The organism is Rhizobium sullae, from assembly GCF_025200715.1.
GTDB lineage: Bacteria > Pseudomonadota > Alphaproteobacteria > Rhizobiales > Rhizobiaceae > Rhizobium > Rhizobium sullae.
Genome location: NZ_CP104144.1, coordinates 2,380,703 through 2,399,153 on the forward strand (window position 1 = coordinate 2,380,703; position 18,451 = coordinate 2,399,153).

16 protein-coding genes are annotated in these 18,451 nt (G+C 58.0%); 5 read left to right on the forward strand and 11 right to left on the reverse strand.

The genetic code is table 11. From position 1 onward, the window contains the following. Positions 1-182 precede the first annotated feature (182 nt). Positions 183-1,094, reverse strand: a complete 912-nt coding sequence (locus N2599_RS32255) for a LysR family transcriptional regulator (protein WP_027509039.1) — start codon at positions 1,092-1,094, stop codon at positions 183-185. 218 nt (positions 1,095-1,312) lie between these two features. Between N2599_RS32255 and N2599_RS32260 the strand changes: the two genes are divergently transcribed. Continuing rightward, complete coding sequence (locus tag N2599_RS32260; protein WP_167333887.1) at positions 1,313-2,500, forward strand: beta-propeller fold lactonase family protein; 1,188 nt, start codon at positions 1,313-1,315, stop codon at positions 2,498-2,500. A 392-nt stretch (positions 2,501-2,892) separates the two neighbouring features. Beyond that, positions 2,893-4,089: an ROK family transcriptional regulator gene (locus tag N2599_RS32265; RefSeq protein ID WP_027509037.1), complete on the forward strand. Its 1,197-nt coding sequence runs from the start codon at positions 2,893-2,895 to the stop codon at positions 4,087-4,089. Between the two features lie 81 nt (positions 4,090-4,170). Here N2599_RS32265 and N2599_RS32270 read toward each other — a convergent pair whose 3' ends face one another. The 3 genes from N2599_RS32270 to N2599_RS32280 are packed head-to-tail and all read right to left on the reverse strand — an operon-like array spanning position 4,171 to position 7,177. Next, the gene (locus tag N2599_RS32270; RefSeq protein WP_027509036.1) at positions 4,171-4,989 is read right to left on the reverse strand and encodes a carbohydrate ABC transporter permease; all 819 of its coding nucleotides are present in this window, start codon (positions 4,987-4,989) and stop codon (positions 4,171-4,173) included. Next, entirely contained in the window at positions 4,986-5,939 is a 954-nt protein-coding gene (locus N2599_RS32275) for a carbohydrate ABC transporter permease (protein WP_245209218.1), read from the reverse strand. The genes N2599_RS32270 and N2599_RS32275 overlap by 4 nt, the downstream gene beginning before the upstream one ends. Then, the gene (locus N2599_RS32280) at positions 5,936-7,177 is read right to left on the reverse strand and encodes an ABC transporter substrate-binding protein (RefSeq protein ID WP_027509034.1); all 1,242 of its coding nucleotides are present in this window, start codon (positions 7,175-7,177) and stop codon (positions 5,936-5,938) included. Before N2599_RS32280 ends, N2599_RS32275 begins: the two co-directional genes overlap by 4 nt. A gap of 304 nt (positions 7,178-7,481) precedes the next feature. Here N2599_RS32280 and N2599_RS32285 point away from each other — a divergent pair, with 304 nt between their 5' ends. Both N2599_RS32285 and nagB read left to right on the forward strand, forming a co-directional pair. Continuing rightward, positions 7,482-8,621, forward strand: a complete 1,140-nt coding sequence (locus tag N2599_RS32285) for an ABC transporter ATP-binding protein (protein ID WP_027509033.1) — start codon at positions 7,482-7,484, stop codon at positions 8,619-8,621. Further along, on the forward strand, positions 8,621-9,382 hold the full coding sequence (nagB, locus tag N2599_RS32290; RefSeq protein WP_209444069.1) for a glucosamine-6-phosphate deaminase: 762 nt from the start codon (positions 8,621-8,623) through the stop codon (positions 9,380-9,382). The genes N2599_RS32285 and nagB overlap by 1 nt, the downstream gene beginning before the upstream one ends. 61 nt (positions 9,383-9,443) lie before the next feature. On the opposite strand, the gene N2599_RS32295 is transcribed toward nagB, so the two are convergent. The 7 genes from N2599_RS32295 to N2599_RS32325 all read right to left on the reverse strand — a co-directional run bounded on the left by N2599_RS32295 (position 9,444) and on the right by N2599_RS32325 (position 16,840). Next, a complete protein-coding gene (locus N2599_RS32295) occupies positions 9,444-11,192 on the reverse strand; it encodes an amylo-alpha-1,6-glucosidase (protein WP_260308509.1) in 1,749 nt (582 codons plus the stop codon). Between the two features lie 64 nt (positions 11,193-11,256). Beyond that, positions 11,257-12,261, reverse strand: coding sequence for an ROK family protein (locus N2599_RS32300; RefSeq protein WP_245209217.1), 1,005 nt, complete (start codon positions 12,259-12,261; stop codon positions 11,257-11,259). 62 nt (positions 12,262-12,323) lie between these two features. Continuing rightward, complete coding sequence (locus N2599_RS32305; RefSeq protein WP_167333886.1) at positions 12,324-13,202, reverse strand: DMT family transporter; 879 nt, start codon at positions 13,200-13,202, stop codon at positions 12,324-12,326. A 675-nt stretch (positions 13,203-13,877) separates the two neighbouring features. Then, positions 13,878-14,666, reverse strand: a complete 789-nt coding sequence (locus N2599_RS32310) for a transporter substrate-binding domain-containing protein (RefSeq protein WP_027509030.1) — start codon at positions 14,664-14,666, stop codon at positions 13,878-13,880. Positions 14,667-14,760: 94 nt separating this feature from the next. Continuing rightward, positions 14,761-15,420 carry an amino acid ABC transporter permease gene (locus N2599_RS32315; protein WP_027509029.1) on the reverse strand — a complete coding sequence of 220 codons (660 nt, stop codon included), beginning with the start codon at positions 15,418-15,420 and terminating at the stop codon, positions 14,761-14,763. A gap of 2 nt (positions 15,421-15,422) precedes the next feature. Next, positions 15,423-16,220, reverse strand: coding sequence for an amino acid ABC transporter ATP-binding protein (locus N2599_RS32320; RefSeq protein WP_027509028.1), 798 nt, complete (start codon positions 16,218-16,220; stop codon positions 15,423-15,425). Continuing rightward, entirely contained in the window at positions 16,217-16,840 is a 624-nt protein-coding gene (locus tag N2599_RS32325) for a DUF1989 domain-containing protein (RefSeq protein WP_027509027.1), read from the reverse strand. Before N2599_RS32325 ends, N2599_RS32320 begins: the two co-directional genes overlap by 4 nt. Positions 16,841-17,214: 374 nt before the next feature. Here N2599_RS32325 and N2599_RS32330 point away from each other — a divergent pair, with 374 nt between their 5' ends. Next, positions 17,215-18,393 (forward strand): M24 family metallopeptidase, encoded by a 1,179-nt coding sequence (locus tag N2599_RS32330; RefSeq protein WP_027509026.1) that lies wholly within the window; start codon positions 17,215-17,217, stop codon positions 18,391-18,393. Positions 18,394-18,451: the final 58 nt, after the last annotated feature.

Sequence of the window (18,451 nt, forward strand, 5' to 3'; positions counted from 1 at the left end):
CCTGAGACGCGGCCCTGGCGGCCCTCCAAAACGCGCAGACACAGCTGGTGGCCGACTGTGAATAGGCATTGTGCAATAACCCCGTCACCTCAGCAAAAACAATTATCTAACCTGCCGATCGGCACCGAGACCCCGATGCCGATTCACAAACTGGAAGCCACCGTGACAATCCTAAGGCGCCATTAGGAGGGATTCAAAGTCGCGCTTACGCCAGCGACTAAGCGCCGGAGCCAAGCTTGACCGGGGTCACTATCATTTCGCCGATGCCAAAGCATGGTTTCCGTGTAACCGCTATATTCGAGAGGCACAGGAAAGGACCTTACATCCGGCCAGTCCGCCAAATCGAGCACACCGGATGACAGGGTGCAAATCATGTCCGTACGAGAAATGATGGCTGGCACCGCCAGAGCGTAGGGCAAGCTCATCGCGACCGTCCGCTTGAGGCCACGGTCGTCCAGCATCCGATCGATGTAACCTTTCAAGTCACCCACGTGGGTGACCAGCAAGTGCGGATATTTCAAGAACAACTCCAGGGTCAGTTCATCACGGACTTCGGGATGGTTCACTGAAACAATCGAAAGCCACTTCACATGAAAAAGAGGAGCGCGTTTGATGCTCGTCGGCGCGTCGGGCAAGATTGTAATGGCAAGATCAACAGATCCCTTCTCAAGGCTATCAACGACGTCCTGCCGATGAAGATTTCGAATGATGATCGCAATCCTCGGCGCGATTGATCGCAGAGACGCCATCAAACTCGGCATCAAAGTCGCTGCAAGGTGATCTGTCGTCGCAATCCTGAAAACCCGACCAGACCGTGTTGGCGAGAATTGCCCGAAGCCGCCCAACGCTTCTTCAATCTGGCGCAGCGCCGAGCGGATGGGATCGGCAAGGTCCAGCGCCTTTTCTGTTGGGCGCACTCCATCTGCATGTCGGATAAAAAGATCATCAGCGAAAAGCTGCCGCAAGTGAGCCAACCGTTTGCTCATTGCCGGCTGGCTCAGGCCGATGCGGTGCGCCGCGGCACTGACGCTCCCCTCGCCCAGCAGGGCGTCAAAAGCGACAAGCAGATTCAAGTCGATTGCAGCCAAGTTCATGACGCCATCCTACAGCGATATATAGCTGCGAGGAATATACAGATTCCCAATATCGATTGGACGATTGAGCCGAAAACTGGAAGACAAAGCCAGTCGTATCATCAGGAGCCACAATCATGCGAATATGCTCAGGCCTCTTGGCTTTAACGATATTGCTGTCGCATTCCGAGGCTTCCAGCAGCGAAGCCGAGGCTGTTTACGTGTTGTCAGATACAGATATGGTCCCGACTGTCTACGAAACCGGCGAACTCGGTCCTCCAGACATGAACAGCAAGGACACGCTGTCTGTTATCACGTCGCCATTGAGCCCGGTGCCTTCGGTAACAGGGATGGAAATCTCGAACTCGACCTATGGGCCGCCAGGAGCTCTCGATCTCTCGCCGGACGGCGGCTTCGCTTTTGTTTCGGAGACATACCTCCAGCGGCCCACAGGAGCGACCCGTCTCGATGAACTGCCACCAGGCAATACGATCCGCTCCCTAAATCTCAACAGTGAGCGCTCAGTTGTCGACAGCGTGGAAATCGGGAGCCGGCCGCAGGCGATCGACGTGAGCCCATTGGGGGATCTTATCGCCGCGGTTACGGTCGAAAACAATCGCGAGCTTGCCTTTGTTTCGGTCGATGGCGGTCGTTTCGGCAAGGTTGCGAGCTTCGACCTTGGCCTGGAGCCACCAACCGGCTTCATCCCGCTGAAGTCGACCTGGGTGCAGTGGCATCCAAGCGGCCGCTATGTCGCGGTGAATTTGGTGGACCGCAATCAGGTCGCCTTCTATGAGGTAATTCGCGATCAGTCTGGTCACGTCGCAAACATCCATCCGTGGGGCAATCGTGTCCAGACAAACAAATTCCCGTTCGTCGGCCGTTTTTCACCGGACGGGCGCTATTACATCACCGCTGACCTTCAGTGGGGAATTGATACAGATGGCTTTTACGGGGTACAGGAGGGGATTCTGACATCCATCAGGCTCGCGGATGTCGGCTCTTCCGGTGACGCTGCGCGGCACAGGGTTCCCCACATTGCTCTTGGCGGCTGGGGATCGGAGACGATGGCCTTCAGCCCCGACGGCCGCTTCTTGGTCACGTCCAATCTCCGAGGAACTGGAAAGCCGGACGGTTCGCGTGACTGGACGGAGCGGGCCTCCCTCAGCCTCTACGAATTGAATGCCGAAACTGGCCGATTGACGCTTCACGGTGAGTGGCCGATCTCGTCCGTGCTTCCACAGGGTCTCGCCTTCGATCGCAGCGGGCGGAATGTTTTCGTCGGTGTCAACCGATACAGAAACGAAAGTTCTCCGCTCGGAGCAGTCGAGATCTGGCGGATTGTCACCGAAGGTCGTCCATCGGTCGTCGCAACGAAGGGCCGCATCCGGCTGCCACCGGGCGTACACACGATCGTCTCGCGCTGATCCCCGGTGGTTCATTGGTATCGGTTGAATGCCCTCTTTCGATCACAGAGGGCGCACATAAATGGCGAGCCTTTAGACTATAGCTCGGCATCGTTAGAGCCTCGGGCGCTGCGACTACCCGTTGGACGAATGCGTGGCTTGCCCCCCAGCTTCGCTTTCTATGTCGGATCGAGCGACAGGTAGGGATGCCGGCGCTCTTCCGGTATCCGACGTGAATGCGAACCGGCCAAAGCTACCGCATTGTTTCTCCGCTATCTTTCCGTATTATTCGTCAGTCTAACGAACGATTTGCACGGTCACCCTGCATGCGATATTTTGGGTGCCAAGATTAGGGTCTGACGCGTCAAATTTGAGTCAGACCCAAGATTACGTGCCGAATGAAAGTGAGAACAATGAACGTCTGGACCAATGCCCCTCCCATGCTTCGCCAGATTTCAGTTCGCGCTGCTATGGAAATCCTCTTGCACGAGGGACCAACCTCACGCGCCGAACTTGCGAAGAAGACCGGGCTTTCGAAGCAGACCATGTCCGAGGTCATACGCACGCTCGAGGAATCCGGTTGGGTGCGCGTCAAAGGTGTCGTCTCCGGAAAGGTCGGACGAAGTGCCGTCACCTACGAGGTGGCTCCGGATGCGGGGTATGTGATTGGCATCGATCTTGGCTCCACGACCGTCCGTGTCGGCGTGGTCGATATTGCCGGAAGGATCCTGCAGGAGATCGAAGCCCCGGTGGATGGCCACACCGGAAAAGCCCTTGTTCTCCATTTGAACAAGCTTGTCGAAGCAAGCCTGAAGAAAGCGAAAGCTCCCCGCAACAAGGTACTGCTCGCCGCAGTAGCGACGCCGGGTGTCGTCGATCCGGAGAGGGGCACGCTGTCACTTGCCCCCAACATGGCAGATTTCGGCGGCCTGGACGTTGCAAAAACCTTGAGGGAGATTCTGCGCTGCGATGTCATTATCGAAAACGACATCAATGCAGCGGTCATTGGCGAGAGCTGGAAGGGTAGCAGTATAGGGCTCGATTCCTTGGCCTTCATCTCGCTCGGCACCGGGATCGGCCTTGGAACGCTGGTGAACGGGAAGCTGATGAGGGGCGCAAAAGGCGCCGCCGGCGAAATCTCCTACCTCCCCTTCGGTGCGGATCCGTATGAACCGGAAAGCCTTGAACGGGGTGCACTGGAATGCGCAATCAGCGCACGCGGCATTGTCGAACGCCATCGCCCATATGAAAGCAACCTGACGGCTCGCGATGTACTTGAGCAGGCAGAGGATGGCGATGTCCAGGCTCTTACGACCGTCGAGGAAACGGCACGGCTGGCGGCCCTTCTGGTAGTCTCCGTCGATGCCATGCTCGACCCGCAGAAGATCATTCTGGGTGGCAATGTCGGGCGGCACCCCTTGATGGTGCGTCTCATCCAAGAGGCGCTGCCTGCTTGCACCAAGCGTATGATTTCCGTCGAGGCCAGCGCGCTCGGCTCGCGCGCCACGTTGATGGGTGCGGTCGCCATCGCACTCAACCAGTTGCACAACGCCCTGTTTTCGCCGCAGGACCTGCCCAGCGAAATGCGCCTGCCGACACTCACGACATAAACATGCGGCCATTCTGAACGAGCCACAAAGCCCGCGGAGGATCTCTCATCCGCGGGCTTTGTTGCTGAGGTCGGGAGGACCTTATTCCTTGGTTGCGCCGGCCATAATGCCCCCCATCATTAGGCGTTGCAGCGCGGTGAAGACCACGAGCACCGGCAGCACGGACAGCACGGACATGGAGAGCAGCTTCGGCCAATCGATACCGAAACGTCCGATCGAATTGGCGATCGCGAGTTGGACGGTCCACTGATCTTGATCGGTGATGATGAGGAACGGCCAGAGATAGTCGTTCCAGCGCCAGACCAGGTTGAACGCCAGCAGGGTTCCGATCGCCGGCAACGACAGCGGAACGACGATGCGCCACAAAATACGCCATTCCGGCGTCTTGTCCAAACGCGCTGCTTCGAGCAGGCTGTCTGGGATGTTGACGATGTACTGCCGCATCAGAAACACGCCGGTCGGCGTGGCGGCCGGCGCGATGATGACGCCTGCCAGTGTTTCCAAGAGCCCGAGATCACGCAAGACCAGGAAGACGGGGATCATGATGATCTGCAGAGGTACCATCAGCGAGGACATGATCAACAGGAAGAAGATCGTGTCGCCTTTGAACCTGAACTTCGCCAGCGCATAGCCGGCCATTACGCTGATCGTGACGGACAGAAAGGCCGACAGGACCGAAACGATGGCCGAGTTCTTGAAGAAAAGCAGGAACTTGGCGCGCGAGATCGTGTTCACGAAATTTTCCAGCGTCGGATTCGCCGGCCACAAGGTCGGAGGCCACTGGAAGATTTCGGCCTGCGGCTTAAGCGCCGACAGGAAGAGCCAGACAGGCGGCAGAAGAAAGACCACAAGAACGAGAGCGACAAGCGCCAGGCGCGTTGGCGAAGAGGCGTTCGTCATGCTTTGCTCCTTGCGAGACGCAATTGAACGATAGCAAGAACCATCAGGACAACGAAGAGGACCGCTGACTGGGCGGCCGCGATGCCCGCCTGCATCGGGAGCTGGAAGGCGGTGTCGTAAATCGTCTGGATGAGGTAGACGGTCGCCTTGCCGGGGCCACCACCGGTCAGCGAGACGACAAGTTCGTAGACCTTGAAGGCCTCGATCGATGACAGCACCACGACGACAGCCATGGTCGGCCGCAGAAGCGGCAACGTGATGTGGGTGAACTGGCGCCATTTGCTGGTGCCATCGATAGATGCTGCCTCGTAGTAGTCCGGCGAGATGGCCGTCAGGCCCGAAAGGAAGATCATCATGTTGACGCCCGCCTGCCACCAGATCCAGGCGACCACGACGGCGATCTGCGCCATGGTGTCCTGCTCGAGCCACGGAACGGGCGCGATGCTTGCCAGCGACAGGACATAGTTCACAAGACCGTTGTTCAAGCCGAACAGCCAGCGCCATGTGATGCCGATGATCAGCAAACTGATCATCGACGGGAAGAAGACCACGGTGCGGGCAAACGCGAAGAGCTTGGTCTGCGGCTGCAGCAACACGGCTAGTGCCAGCGATAGCACGACGTTGAGCGGCACAGCCACCACAACAAAGATGACCGTTTTCAGCAACGAGATACGAAAATCGGCGTTGTCGATCAGGCTGACGAAGTTGTCCAGGCCGACATATTGCGGCAAGGTCTGCCGCGCCTGAGGCAGGACCACCACGCCTCGCTTGAACAGGGACATATAGAGCCCCTGAACAAGCGGATAGAGCGTGAATGCGACGATCAGCCCCATCGTCGGCAACATCAGGAAATAGGGCCAGACCTTGCGTCTAATGTCGCCAAGCCGCCGGGACGACGGCGGCCTTGCGGCCGTCATCGTCCGTGTGATTGGGGCGACGAGCTCGGTCACTGCGCCGCTTCGACCGCAGCGTCCGCGGCTTTCTTGATCTCAGCCACGGCTTGCGCAGAGGTGATCTGACCGGCGACAGCTTGGGTTACCGCCGACTTGATCGGGCCCCAGACCGCCTGCATCTCCGGCCAGGCCTGATCGGTCGCGGCGAAGGCCGGACTGGCGTCGAGCTCGCCTTGCATGATCTTGACCGCCTGGGAGGCCTTCGCATTTCCATAGTCGACGGCATCCGCTTTCAGATTGGTAGGGATGACGCCCAACAGCTTGGCATATTCGGCCTGCGTTTTCGGGCTCGTCATCCACTTGATGAACTCGACGGACTCTTTCAGGTTCGGGCTTGTGTTAAAGGCAACGAGATAGTCGCCGCCATAAATTGAGGAGCGGACGGTTCCATAAGGGGTCGGGCCAGCTTGCCAATCGAAGTTTGCGTTGGCGGCAAGCGCCGGAATCTGCCAACTGCCCGACATGTAGGCGACGGCCTGACCCCCTAAGAAAATCTCCTTGGGATTGTCGGAGCTCGCGCCGCTCCAGAGACCGGGCGGCATGGCATCCTTGGTTATCGCAATGAAATCATCCAGCGACTTCTGCCACTTGGCTTCATCCATCACGACCTTGACGGGCGCTTGTTCGGAGAACATGTGGTTGCCGTACTGGAATTGATGGACGATCCAGCGGCTGGCTGAGACATCCCACACCAGTGGATAGCGCGTGCCGGACTTTTCAGCGACTTCCTTGACCTTGGGAATGAATTCTTCCCAGGTCCAGCTCCTGTCCTGCGCGGGAATTTCGACGCCTGCCTTCTTGAAGGCATCGACGTTGTAGAAAATGCCGGTCGAGCTGACGTTAAGCGGAGCCGCGATCACCTTTCCTTCAAAACGAGCGCCATCGGCCCAGCCTTTAACGAAATCATTGATCCAATCGGGACCGATTTCCTGATTTAGATCCGCCAGAAAAGGCCGAATGACCGGTTCCATCGAGGAGGTCAGCGAAACATCCGGCATGATGCCGGAGGCAGCGAACTGCTGGAACTTCTGAATCATGCCGCTATAGGGCGTGATCTGTAGATCGAATGTGGTTTCAGGATGCTCCGCCGTATATTTGTCCAGCACGCTGCGGATAATGGCCTCTTGCGCATCGTCCTCAACATACCACAGCAGTTTAAGTTCAGCAGCCGATGCTGCCGACATCGTGATGGACGTGACCAAGGCTGCACTGCTCATCAACTTGAAGATATTCATCGCGTTCCCCTTTCCGGCGCTTTCCGGATGTCGTGTTCCACTGAAGGTTCGAGGTTGATTGCCTCGGAGTATCCAATGCGGACCGAATTTGTTCGTTACCAAGACGAATTAAATACGGGCCGCCGATCCTGTCAAGCCTTCTTTTGGCGGCGCGCAGGAGTCGTCCTGCGCCGGGGTCCCAATCGAGGCATGGAGCATTAAAGTTATGTTCGGCACCTTGACGAACTATGGAGAGATGCGCAGAGTGGCCGTGGGTGCTGCTGAAAACCAACAGGCAGCAGTTCGACTTATAAGGGAACGAGCAATGGCAGGTTTGACGCTTCAGAACGTGGTGAAGCAGTACGGCACCCACCCCATTCTTCATGGAATCGACCTTGCCGTCAAAAACGGTGAATTCGTGGTTCTGGTCGGCCCGTCAGGCTGCGGCAAATCAACCTTGCTTCGTATCATTGCCGGCCTGGAGCCAACGACTAACGGACAGATCCTAATCGGCAACGAGGATGTCACCGGCCTCCAGCCTGGCGACAGAGGCATTGCGATGGTCTTCCAGTCCTATGCGCTATACCCACATATGACCGTCCGCAAGAACCTCTCCTTCGGTCTTGAGAACCTCTCACTCAGCAAGCAGCAGATCGACAGCAAGGTTTCAGAGGCCGCTCGCATGCTGGCGATCGAGCCATTGCTCGAGCGTCATCCCAAGCAACTGTCTGGCGGTCAGCGCCAGCGCGTCGCGATCGGCCGTGCCATCGTTCGAGACCCGAAGATCTTTCTCTTCGACGAACCACTCTCCAATCTCGATGCCGCACTTCGCGTCCAGACCCGCGGTGAGATCAGCCGGTTGCACAAGCGGCTTGGCGCGACAATGGTCTATGTCACGCATGACCAGATCGAAGCCATGACCATGGCGGACCGGATTGCCGTCCTAAACGGCGGCAACCTCGAACAGTTCGGCGCCCCGCTCGAATTGTTCGAGTTCCCGGCCAACAGGTTCGTTGCCGGCTTCATTGGCTCGCCGCAAATGAACTTCTACAATGGGAGCATCCGTGCTGTCGAAGCCGAAAAGGTCACTGTCTTCGTCGACGGCCTCGGGCTCATCCAGGCTCCGGTCTCAGGCGCGAGTGCGGTGGTCGGCGACAAAGTCGCGCTCGGCATCCGACCCAACCACTTCCATCTTCTGCCACAGGCCTCCGATGCCCACCAGATGGTGCGCTTCCGCGTCAGCTATGCCGAAAGCGTCGGCACCGAGACCTATGTCTACGGACAGATCGAGGGCAATGACACGGCAACCGTCGCGCACTTGCCCGATCACGTGCCTGTCGCCGCGAAAGACGTCATCGAGTTCGGCGTCGAGCCGGCCTGCTTCCATCTGTTCCACGGCGAAAGCGGTCTCTCCTTTGCCAAGCGCCGCGCCGATGGCAGCATCATTGCGCCGCGTAAAAAGTAATGTCTGACCTCATCATGCTCGTGTCCTCCTCCCAACGCCTGACATACTCCACAGAGGCCGCGGTGGGCCAGGCTGTCGGCGATCTGATTGTGGAAATCATCGGACGTAAACCCGCCGCTGTTCTCGGGCTGGCAACGGGCGCGACCATGGAGCCTGTTTACGCCAACCTGGTGGCTGCGTTCAAACGCGGTGATGTCAGCTTTGCCGGTGTCACGAGTTTTAATCTGGATGAGTACGTGGGGATTCCGACGAGTCATCCGCGTTCATATCGCAGCACGATGAATGCGCTGTTTTTCGATCACGTCGACATCGACAAGAACCGGACATTCCTGCCCGAGGCGTCCGTGGACAAGCCGGATGAAGCAGGCGAGCGCTATGAACGCATGATCGCGAAGGCCGGCGGCATCGACCTGCAATTGCTCGGCATCGGACGAAATGGTCATATCGGCTTCAATGAACCGGGATCGGCCAAGGACAGCCGTACGCGGCTGGTCGAGCTGCATGAGGATACGCTTCGGGCGAATGCCCGTTTCTTCTCCGATCGGCCCGTGCCCTCCTCAGCCATTACAATGGGTATCGGCACCATTCTTTCGGCAAAGCAGATCGTCTTGACGGCGACGGGCGTAGCGAAAGCCGATGCGGTCCGTCGCGCGACCAGCGGCGGCTTTCAGGCCGATTGCCCGGCGTCCGCCTTGCAGGAGCACGACAAGGTCAGCTGGTTTTTCGACCGAGCCGCGGCGGGCCTGCGGATGGCGGCCTAGACGAGCGCTTTGAAAATTCAATCCAGGCTGGAAAGGCCGGCCGTACGCCGGCCTTTCCGCTTTATTCCAACTTGCCCGCGGCTATGGCCGCCTCGATCTGCGGCTTGTATTCCAAGATGGCCGCAGCTGACATACCGGTCCAGCCCTGAAGCAGCGAGCCACGTCCAAATGGCGGCGCGAAATATTCGACGGAACCTATCCAGCCATTCTCGAGGCTCGTCCGCCACCAGCGCAGCATGGGATAGTCCCATCCATCGAGCCCGTACTTGAGCCGCTGCTCGGCGTAGAGGCCCGACAGATAGGGCCAGTCCGAGCCATTGTGATAGCGATAGGCAAACGCGGACTTGGCGCGGGTATCAGCCGAGCGTTTGAATGGTGGCCAGGTGCACATGACGCCCCAATCGCCGTAGGGCTGCTTGGGATTGTTACGGGTCTCGAGCAAAGCGGAAACATGAGCGAGGACTGTTTTGGCCCGATCTTCGGAAACGGCATCGAAACGCAACAGCGTCAGGCTGTCGAGCGTCAGGTGATCCTCGAGGAAATCTTGCTTGGTGCCGTAATCCGCGTACCAGCCAGCTGGCGTCAGCAAGACGTTATCGAGCGAGGCCCTTGCCTTGACCGCCGTCTGCCTGGCTTCGTCGGCAAGCTTGCCATCAACGGCTACACCGTATTTTGCGATGACATCCAGCGCTCCCACCCAAAGACCAAGGTCATAGGCCACATAGCCGTGACGATAGACATTGTCGGCCCAGTCACGGTCATGGCGCGGCTTCTGCGGCAGTCCGTTCCTTGCCTTGTCGAAACCGAGATAGCGGCGGAAAATCGCCTCGACCGTCTTCCAGTGCTTGACCAGCGCTGCATCGTCACCGGTAGTGCGGATGTAGTCACCGATGGTCAGGATGAAGAACAGCGGGCTGTCGAAATGATCGCTCCACCAGTCCGTTGGACGCAGGTGCTCCATCTTGTATTCCGGGGTGGTGGTGCGGAACTTTTCCCATTCTAGTCCCTGTTCCGGTCCAGTCAGGATGACGCCGCTCGGTGCCTCGCCATCCGGCTGGATGCCCGTTGCGAGAAGGTCGATCTGGTCGCGCACTGCCTCTGGATCGAGAAACAACAGCGCCTGCAAAGTCCAGTAACCGTCGCGATAATAGGTGCGTGTCGGGGCACTATATGCCTGCCCGGCAGCGAGCCCAAGGAAGGAGCCGTCTTGGCCGCGTCGAATGCTCGACAGGCACGCATGGGCGCTCTGGATTGCCATGCTGCGCATCAACGCAGGCGCTGCCGGCAAAAGATCGCAGCGCTCTATATAGGCATTCGCCTCGGCAATGATCGCCTCTGCCGGAAGTGCCATGCCGCGCTCGGCCTCGGCAACGCTTGCGCCTGCAGCAATCACAACGACACCCGCGCCGCGATCTTCGACGATGGTCACGCCCCAGGGCGTTGTCGCAACGCGACGGGCGCCTTTTCGGGTAACTTTCTGCGGCTGGGTAAGCGTACCCCACCAGGCGCAGCGCCGCGCAGGGCGTATCGCCTTGATCGCAGCGCCGGTGATGACGAGCACCGGCGCAGATTGAGCAACGTGGAGGCTTTGACCCTTTGTTGTTATGCGGTTGGGCGCGTAGACGAATGGTCCAGTCCAAGGCTCGAGGAAGACGTTGGCCATCCTTCCACAACCCCAAAGGGACACTTCAAGACGACCGTCAGGGAAGAGGTCTCCCTGAAGGCGCGGCGCCATAAAGGCATACTGCAAGGGCAAAGTGCTCTCAACCAGACCATCAGGACGGGCATTCGCCATCGGCATCGTCTGCATTTCGCTCTCCTATGACACAGCCTCCGCTGCAGTTGTCCGTCACACATGCGGTGCCCCGCAGGGATCAGCTTGCGAGATGGGAACGTTGTTCAGGTCCTTTGGCGAGATGTCTGGCGGCCAGCATGACTGCGCCGACCATGCCGGCCCTTGGACCGAAGTGACTGTGTTCAATGCGACATGCAAAGGGCAGCAGTGGTGTCAGATGTGCCTTCAGAAGCTCAAAGAACTCGGCTTGGCTACCAATGCCGCCGCCGACAACTGTAATGGCCGGATCCAGCAGCGCGTGGATGGCGGCCAGGCCAACGGATGCCGATCGGGCGATTTCGTCAAGCGCAACGAGCGCTTGGCTGTCTCCACCGCGTGCTGCGGCAAAGAGATCCGAAACCGTGTCTCCGTTGCTGGTAAAGCGATCCCTTATGCCACGGCTTCCCACAGCGTCTTCGTAAAGGCCGTTTTGGGAGAAAGGAGCGATCATGTGCGGAGCTTCGCCGACCGGCAGATATCCGATCTCCCCCGCCCGGCCGAATTCGCCACGCCACAAGTCGCCGTTGAGCACCAACCCCATTCCGACGCCGGTTCCAAATGAAATAAAGACGAGCGACCTCTCACCCCGGCCCGCCCCTGCGGAAGCTTCGGCATAGGCGGCCAGGTTAACATCATTCTCAACGACAACCTCGCATGCAATACGCGATGCCATGAGATCGCGAAGGGACCGATCCGCAGGAAGTGCCAGATTTGGCGACAGTGAACCTAGGCCCGTTGCCGGATTCACCGCGCCCGGGATGCCAATCACAACGCTATCCAGATCGTTGATGCTGCTTCCGATGTCAGCGACCAGATTATGGATCAGGAGAGCCATCTGATCGAGAACCGGCGCACCTTCACCGTGCAGCGTCGCCTCTTCGCGTGTCGCCAGAATGCGACCGTCAGCGTCTGCAATGCCGGCGAGGATCTTGGTGCCGCCAAGATCGACGCCGACGATCCGCCCTACCAGACGAGGTTCACTCGATCCTTTTGGATTTACTGATATCAGCATTTCGACAGTAACAGGCATCGCCGAACTAGGCACTGATTCGATTCCTCATTTGTTCGGTACGTTGACGAATTTACTATGGAGAAGAGCGCCCTGAGTCAAGCGGCGCCGAGAGCGATTTGAGAAAGACGCTCGCGCTTTTCCGCCTGCGCAATTTTTCGTTCTCGGTACCAGATGAAGAGCCCCGAGCCGACGAGCACCAGCGTCCCCAGCAAAGTCCACATTGTCGGTACATCGCCGAAGATCGCAAAGCCGAGAACGAGCACGGCGAGAAACTGAAAGTACTGCAATGGCGCCAGAAACGATGCCTGCGCGTACCGATGAGCCTGAATGTGGAAATAGTGGCTGATGGCACCAAAGAACCCTGTTCCGACGAGCGGCAGCCAATCGGCGTAGTCCGCTGGCCAGACCCAGGTGAACGGCATAAGGGGCGTCAAGATAATCGCGGGAAGGGCGGCCATGATGAGCAGCATGCTACCCGCAGATTCCGTCGCAGCCAGCCGGCGCGTGATGATGCTATAGCTCGCACCGATCAAAACAGACAAAATGATGAACCCAAAGGCCGGGTTGAATTCACCAATCCCAGGCCTCGTGATGATCAAAACGCCGATGAAACTGATGAAGATGGCGCTCCAACGATAGCGCCCCACAACCTCTCCTAGAAATAGAACGGAGAGAAGCGTGACAAAGATCGGTCCCATGAACTGGATCGACAATGTCTGGGCGATCTGGAGATAGCTCAACGCAAGAAAATTCAGTCCTGTGCATGCAATCTGAACCGCAGCACGGGCGACTTGAAGTTTCGGCGCGGTGGTCCGCCATGCTGTCGGCGCACGCCACGGATTAAGCAGGATAGCGACCAGAACGAAGTGGATTGTAAAGCGGAACCAGACGACTTCGATTGCCGGGACAACTGTGCCACCGAGCTTGGCTGTACTGTCGAGGCATGCAAATAGCGTCACTGCAATTAGCATCATGACTGCGGCTTTCGCTTTGTCATCGCCGGCCGTCTCAGCAATCGTTCGTCCGGCCTGCGCTACTGCATTCAATCCAGAAGGCCCGGCGCCCATGCTAAAATTCCTACATCCGTCCAAGAGTGCCTGGTCAAGTAGTGTTCGTCAGCGTGACGAACTATTATCCATTACGACCATTCTTGTCCATTCCGCAAGTGGAAAGCTCCCATGCATCGCCGATCTTTCGCGCAACGAAGGGCATTCGGTTCCTCGACGTTAGCTTGTCATCGCGCGGGCTGGGATTCGCAACGGCTACGGGGCCGCTTCACCAATGCGCACTAAAAACACGGATGCACTGCCGGTCATCCGGCAGTTGCTCTCCAACAAACGTGGCTTTCATTTGAACGGGCGACGAGGAGGAACGACCATGCATAAGCTGCTTGTGATCATCGGTGGAGTTGTCCTGTTGGGTGTCTTTGCATTGTATGGAAAGCTGTGGGGCGGCCGCATCTCATAAGCCCGGAGCTTTTGATCGATCCCGCGAAGGTCAATACAAGTCCTCGCCCAAATCCCGGCTTAGACTTGCGCCCTTGCGACGGAAGACAGAGATCAAGCCGATTTTCAGCGGCTTGATGAGCGAAACATGCAGGCTCACCGTGGCAGGCGTGGCATCCCACGGCGATAGAATTGCGCCTCTGATTATTGAATGCTTTTGATCGGGTCTTTCGGCGCGGGATTGAAGCCCACCAGATCCGTCGTGAGCTTGGCGTAGGTACCATCTGCAACCATGTCGGCGAGCGCCTTGTTGACCGCCTTGACGAGTTCAGGCTTGCCCTTTTTGACGGCGAAACCCTTCTGGACATGGCTGACAAAATCCGGAAGGACCTCAAGTGGCATGTTTGCTGACTTGATCATGTAGCCGGCGCCGATCGCATCGGTGATTTCGGCGTCGATGTTGCCGTTGATCAGATCCTGGATGCCGTCGGTCTCAGCCTTGTATCCCTTGACGGTAGCACCCTTGTCTTCTGCGATCTTGGCGAAGGTGGAAGACGCCAGGGCGCCGACGGTCTTGCCCTTCAGGTCAGCCGGCGTCCTGATTGCGGAGCCCTTCGCAACAACAACGACGCCGCCGGATTCGAGCCACCCGTTGGCAAAGACGACCTGCTTCTGGCGCTCGGCCGTGATGTCCATCGCATCGCTGGTGATGTCGTATTGATCGGCCTGAAGTCCGATCAACAAGGATTCCCACTTGATGATGACAGGCGTGTATTCGAGGTCGAGGCGTTGGCAGATTTCCTTCATCACGCGGATCTCAAGTCCATCCAGGGTGCCGTCAGCAGCGCGCATGCTGAAGGGTGGAAAAGTACCTTCGGTGGCTACGAGTAACTTGCCGGGCTGGAGCAACTCGAGTTCGGCGGCCGAGGCGGCAACGTGGCTGGAAAAGGCGGCTGCTGCGGTCAAGGCAAGGGCGATTATCTGATGTTTCATTTCTGTTCCCTTTTTAATTCTTCGAGGCCCCTCGCCGGCTGGCAGAGAGGGGTTAGGTTCTTCGGGCACGATGCTCGAGGAATAGGTCAATGGTTCAGTTATGCACTGCATAGCGGCGCTCGAGCCAAGCGGCGAGCTGCGTGAGAATAGTCGTCAACAGCAGATAAATCACCGCAACTGCAATGTAGAAGTCGAACGGGCGAAAAGTCATCGCAATCAGTGTCTGGGCATAGAGCGTCAACTCGATGACGGTGATCGTCGACAGGAGCGAGGTATTCTTCAGCGTCGAGATCGCCTCGTTGGTTAGCGACGGAAGAACGATGCGAAACACCTGCGGCAGGATAATGCTGCGCATTGTCGCGGCCTGGCTGAAGCCGATCGCAAGGGCGGATTCCGTCTGGCCCCGAGGGATAGCCGAGAGCCCGCTGCGGATGATTTCCGCAACATAGGCGCCGCTGTTGATGCCGAGTGCGAGAACCCCGGCCGTAAAAGGCGAAAGCCTGATCCCTATCTGAGGAAAACCGAAATAGACGATGAAGATCTGGATGATCGTCGGCGTGCCGCGAATGAACCAGATGTAAAACGCGGTGACGGAGCGAACAGCGCGCCATCTCGAGGTTTGCCCGAGCGCGGCCAGCAGACCGGAAATCCAGCTGACGATGATGGTCAGGACCGTGAGCCAGAAAACCGTCCAGGACGCCATCAGGAACCCGAAACCGTAGAGCCTGACATCCGCCAGAGAGTTAGACAGCATGATCAAGCTCCTTCCGCTGCTGCACTGCCATAAGCCAGGCCATCATGCAGAATGCGATGAAGGAATTGCCGCAGCCGGTCGCTTTGAGGATTTCGCAGGATATCGGGCGCTCCCCATTCGGCAATCACGCCCTTGTCAAAGAACAGCACGCGCGAGGAAACGTCGCGTGCGAAGGCAATCTCGTGCGTGACCAGCAGCATGGTCATTCCTTCCGAGGCAAGCGAAGCCATCAGCACCAGCACTTCGTGCACCAGTTCCGGATCAAGCGCCGAGGTGACTTCGTCGAACAACATAAGCCGCGGCTTCATGGCGAGCGCCCTGACGATCGCAACGCGCTGTTGCTGACCGCCGGAAAGCCGAGACGGATAGCTGTGCCGCTTGTCATAGAGGCCGATGCGCGACAAAAGCGCCTCCGCCTCTTCGATTGCCCGCGCTTTTTGAAGCTTCAACAGTGCCATGGGCGCATGGATGACGTTTTCCAGCACCGTCATGTGCGGCCACAGATTGTAGCTCTGGAAAACCATGCCGACCCGCTGCCTGAGCGACTGCATTTGCGCAGGCGTGGGAAGAAAGCGGGACTCCGTGCGAAAATCGAAGGATAGCTCTTCGAATTTCAGGAAACCCTCCTGCGGCATTTCGAGACCGTTGATGGAGCGCAGGAACGTGCTCTTTCCGGAGCCGCTGGCACCGATGATCGACACGACTTCACCGGCCTGTACGTCCAGTGAGACACCCTTGAGGACCTCATTTTCGCCGAAGCTCTTTTTGATGTCCTTGAGCGCAAGAAGCGGTCCGGTCATTGTAAAGCCTCCGGATATTCACCGGCAATCCGGATTGCTATGTTCCGGGGCGTGCGATCGTCGCCGTTTATGACCGTGATATCCTGAGGGCAGGCCGAGAGTACTAGAAGCAGATCCATTTCAGCCCGTAGCGCGACATAGTCTCCTGCCTTCGACGCGGGCGCATGCCGCTCAAGGCTGCCGTCGGCGTGCACCGGGACGTTCATAAAAAGATTGAGCGAGGCGGGAGTGAAAGGAAGCTGTCTCTCCTTGGCGGCAAGCGCTTCATGAAAGTTGTCGGAGCAACTGCGATGATAGCCATCGCAGCCGAGTTGTTCGTAGATTTCCGCATTGCAGGGGCAGAGCAGTGTGTCGTGACAGAGCAGCGCGCTATCGTCGAGCAATGTCATCATGGGCCGCCGCCGATTGCTGACGACCTTCATACCCTTCTCCAGGTAGATGCTGCTGTTGACCGAGCGGGTGTGATCCATGGAGCTGAACTCCAATGGATCGGTCTCGGACAAGGCCCAGGCGTCCACAACCTGGTTGCCGTGCAGATTGGCAATTACGGCAACCTGCCCAGCCTGCATGCGATATGCGCGCCCATGGCTCGCCGGCACCATTTCAGAAATCACGGTCATTCTTCACTTACCCAACGATGCTCAGGTCACGATGCGCAACGGCCTGCGGAAGCGATCTACAACCTCATTCGGCCGCGTACAGAAAAGCTTATTCAGTATACCACTGGAATTCAACTATAAAATTCAGATATTTATGATGATCTTATAGGCATAATGCACAATTGAAGGACTCCGAATGATGCAATTTTCATCAGACATAATTTATGAGCAGATTGGGTTGATCGAGCAATTGACGTCAGAACACAGTCGGTGTACCGAAATCATTTAACTGCCGCGGCGTGATCGCGCGCTTCAATCCATTGCCGCTGCGACAACGCACGTTTACTTCGAAAGAGGTGTCGCTCCCGTTCTGATTGACGTTCTCAGGAGACCTGATGACCCCCTATTTCCCACAGGAAGAATATGAAAACCGTTGGGATCGTGTTCTTAAGGAAATGCAGTTGCGCGGTTTCGAAACCGCCGTCGTCTTCGGCCGCGGTGGTGGCACCACGGATAATTGCGGCGATATTCTTTATCTCTCCAATCATTATGCCATCAGCGGCGGCATGGACTCGCTGATATGGTCGGCGCGCTCGTTCTCCGGCGTTATCCTTCAGCAGGGGACAGAGCCACAACTCCATATCGACGAACCCGAGGTGCGCACCGATCTCGTGTCCATCTCGGACGCACATTGTTCGAACCATCCCTTCCGTAGCGTGGCGAAGGCACTCACAGAGAGGGGCATTACCGCGCGCGTGGCACTGGTTGGCACACAGTTTATCCCGATGAAATTCTATCAGCAGCTTCTTGAGGACGCGCCGGACATTCAATGGATCCCTGCCGATGATCTCGTCCGTTCGGCACGGCGGATCAAAAGTCCTCGTGAGCAGGACTGTTACCGCATCGGCGGCGAGACTGCCACGGCCGGCCTCAACCGTTTGATGGAGGGCTTGATCAGCGGCCTTTCAGAGCAGGAAGCCGCGGGCGAGGCTGCCCGCGAAGTGGTGCGGCGCGGTGGTCGTGTGCAGATGATCGGAACGAACCATGGCGAAACGCTCGGCTTCGACCAGCGGTTTCCGCTGACGGGCTATAGCGCCGATACGCCCAAACCCGGCGATATCGTCACCGGCACCCTCCATGGCGCCTTTCACCAGGGTTACTATCTTGATCCGGGCCGGACGGGCGTTCGCGGCAGGCCAAATGCAGATCAACGAAGGCTGATCGATGCGGTCGCGGACCTCGTACACCGTCTCTCGGAAATGATGCGCCCTGGGGTCAGGCTTCTTGATGTCGCTGCAGAAGGTGACCGGCTGACGGCGGCCTTCGGCGGATCGATCTCGCCGATCATGAAGAACTTCCCTTTTTACGGACACGGAATCGGCCTGGGGTTCGAGCAGCCGCGCATTTCCACCGTGATGTCTCTGCCGGAAGATGTCGTCGACGAAAACATGGTGTTCGGTGTCGAGGCCTTCCTGTCGCACGATGGCGTCGGCGCGGCCTTTTACGAGGACATCATCATCATCGGCAAGGATAGCAACGAGTTACTGACGCCCTCGCCCACCCATTGGTGGTAAGCGGGAGGCTTATCTCTTCGCAAAATCCACGGTGATGAGAAAACCGGCGACCTTTGGC

Coding starts and splice junctions, on each gene's coding strand:
- N2599_RS32255 (WP_027509039.1), bottom strand. CDS start 1,094: ATGAACTTGGCTGCAATCGACTTGAATCTGCTTGTCGCTTTTGACGCC.
- N2599_RS32260 (WP_167333887.1), top strand. CDS start 1,313: ATGGTCCCGACTGTCTACGAAACCGGCGAACTCGGTCCTCCAGACATG.
- N2599_RS32265 (WP_027509037.1), top strand. CDS start 2,893: ATGAACGTCTGGACCAATGCCCCTCCCATGCTTCGCCAGATTTCAGTT.
- N2599_RS32270 (WP_027509036.1), bottom strand. CDS start 4,989: ATGACGAACGCCTCTTCGCCAACGCGCCTGGCGCTTGTCGCTCTCGTT.
- N2599_RS32280 (WP_027509034.1), bottom strand. CDS start 7,177: ATGAATATCTTCAAGTTGATGAGCAGTGCAGCCTTGGTCACGTCCATC.
- N2599_RS32285 (WP_027509033.1), top strand. CDS start 7,482: ATGGCAGGTTTGACGCTTCAGAACGTGGTGAAGCAGTACGGCACCCAC.
- nagB (WP_209444069.1), top strand. CDS start 8,621: ATGTCTGACCTCATCATGCTCGTGTCCTCCTCCCAACGCCTGACATAC.
- N2599_RS32295 (WP_260308509.1), bottom strand. CDS start 11,192: ATGCAGACGATGCCGATGGCGAATGCCCGTCCTGATGGTCTGGTTGAG.
- N2599_RS32305 (WP_167333886.1), bottom strand. CDS start 13,202: ATGATGCTAATTGCAGTGACGCTATTTGCATGCCTCGACAGTACAGCC.
- N2599_RS32310 (WP_027509030.1), bottom strand. CDS start 14,666: ATGAAACATCAGATAATCGCCCTTGCCTTGACCGCAGCAGCCGCCTTT.
- N2599_RS32315 (WP_027509029.1), bottom strand. CDS start 15,420: ATGCTGTCTAACTCTCTGGCGGATGTCAGGCTCTACGGTTTCGGGTTC.
- N2599_RS32320 (WP_027509028.1), bottom strand. CDS start 16,220: ATGACCGGACCGCTTCTTGCGCTCAAGGACATCAAAAAGAGCTTCGGC.
- N2599_RS32325 (WP_027509027.1), bottom strand. CDS start 16,840: ATGACCGTGATTTCTGAAATGGTGCCGGCGAGCCATGGGCGCGCATAT.
- N2599_RS32330 (WP_027509026.1), top strand. CDS start 17,215: ATGACCCCCTATTTCCCACAGGAAGAATATGAAAACCGTTGGGATCGT.